The sequence below is a fragment of the Bradyrhizobium sp. genome (genome assembly GCF_016462955.1).
GTDB lineage: Bacteria > Pseudomonadota > Alphaproteobacteria > Rhizobiales > Xanthobacteraceae > Bradyrhizobium.
Genome location: NZ_JAEMSD010000816.1, coordinates 1 through 1,970, shown reverse-complemented (window position 1 = coordinate 1,970; position 1,970 = coordinate 1). Strand labels below are relative to the sequence as shown.

Genomic DNA, 1,970 nt, shown 5'->3' with positions numbered 1-1,970 from the left:
ACCGGCACGCGCGGCATGATGTCTCGACGCGAATTGCCTTGCGGCCGATCTTTCGATTCCGGAATCAGCGACCGCGGGCGTCGCCGCGGAGATCATGGCCGCGGCCAGGACCGCCGCAGCAAGGGCCAGCGCTTGAAACCTGATCATATCCTGCTCCCTCCATCACGACCCAACCGAACAGCAACGCCGCCTGCCGCCGACCGTTTCAGAACCCGACGCCGATCATGGTGCTGTGACCGCCGCCGCCACTCACGATGCTCGGACGAGCGACCGCCTGCTGACGGGCACGGGGGGCATCGTTCTCCTGCCTCGCACGCTTGACCGACTCGCGGTCGGCTTCGCGGCTCGTCTGCTTGCGGCGCGGCTTGTCCGCATCGTCGGTCTTGCGCGAGGCGGTCGCGGCCGGCGCCGGCTTCTCATCGGCGACGCAGACGTCGCCCTTCAACGTCTCGTCGCTCCTGCACTGGACCGGGCAGACTCGTGTCGTGTGCTTGGCCAGCTCGGCGACGAGGTTCTGGGTGACGCTGATCTTGTCGGCTTCGGCCGGCTGGCCGCCGATGGCGAGATAGCGGACCAGCGCCGCCCGGGTCGGCTCGCTCAGCTTACCGTCGGGCTTTCCGGTCAGGCAACCGAGCCGGACCAGCTCGGTCTGCGCCGAGGTGACGAGCTGGGGCGAGTTCGGCAGGGTCGCCGCCCGCTTGGCCGCCTCCGCATTGAAGCGGTCGATCGCGGCGACAACCAGCGGTCCCAGCCGGTCGCAGGTCACCGTCTTGGAGAACGCCTTCAGATCATCGACGCCGGACCCTTCGCTGCCCCTGCCGATGATCGCATCCAGGCTGGCTTGCTGCTCCTTGCACGTGGCCTCCCTGGCGGCGGCCTGCTCGGCCACCTTGCGCGCCTCCTCGGCTTCTCTGGCTTGCTTGTCCGCCGCTGCCTTCGCGGCGGCCGCCGCTGCGGCGGCGCGGTCCCGCTCGGCCTGCTCGGCCTTTTGTTGGGCCTCCTGCGCCTTGCGTTCGGCTTCGGCGGCCTTGGCAAGCCGCTGGGCTTCGGCGGCAGCCGCCCGCCGTTCATCCTCGATGCGCTTTCTTTCGGCAGCCGCGGCGGCCGCAGCCGCTTTCGCCTTCTCTGCCGCCTCCGCCTCGCGGGCGCGGCGCTCGTCCTCTTCACGCTTCCTCTGCGCGGCGAGCTCGGCCCGCTCCGCGTCCGCCCTGCGTCTCGCTTCCTCGGCAGCCACCGCCGCCGCCTCGCGTTCCGCACGCGCCTTCTCCTCGCGCTCCTGGATGGCGCGCTTCAGAAGGTCGATGCGCTGCTGCGCAGCGAGCGCGAGCGGCGCGTCGGGAAAGCGCTTGATGAAGCGCTGCAGCACGGGGATGTCGACGCTGTCCTTGATCTTGTCCCACTCGATCTGTTCCCGGGTGGGCAGCGTATCGCGGCTTGGCGGCGCAGCCTGGGGATAGGCGGCAACCTGGATACTGGCCGGCGGCGCTTGCGGCTGGCTCGCCAGTGCCTCCATCTGCGCACGCGCCAGCTCCGCATAGAAACCGGTCGGGTGCGTCGACAGGAAAACCTCCCACGCCCGCCTGGTGCCGATCTTCTGCACCAGGTCGTAATCCGCCTTCACGTCGCTGACGGGGGCCTCCTTCGGTACGGCCGGCGCGGGCACCAGCGAAATCGTGCCGCCGCCCAGCGCCCCGTACACGTAAGGCTCCTGGCGATTGCCCGTCGATTTCAGGACCTCGTCCCGCACCCGCCCGAACGCCAGACGAATGTCGAGGCCGGGCACGGTGAGATTCTTGAGCACCGCGGTCGTGAACGGGCTGTGGTCGCCGTCACCGTCGTCCGCGGTGGAGCCGGCCTTCGCCGCGTAGGCAATGAGCGTGTCGGTCATGGTCGGCTCGACCTTGCCGAGACCGCCGCTGACCGCCCGGGTCGCCATGTTGCGACGCTCGCGCCTCATCGTGCCGACGAAG

1 protein-coding gene is annotated in these 1,970 nt (G+C 69.8%); it reads right to left on the bottom strand.

Going from position 1 to position 1,970, the window contains the following annotated elements; translation table 11 throughout:
- Nucleotides 1–205: 205 nt before the first annotated feature.
- Nucleotides 206–1,970 (bottom strand): caspase family protein (locus JHD07_RS38775; protein WP_291631825.1); only part of this gene is annotated, 1,765 nt, incomplete at its 5' end.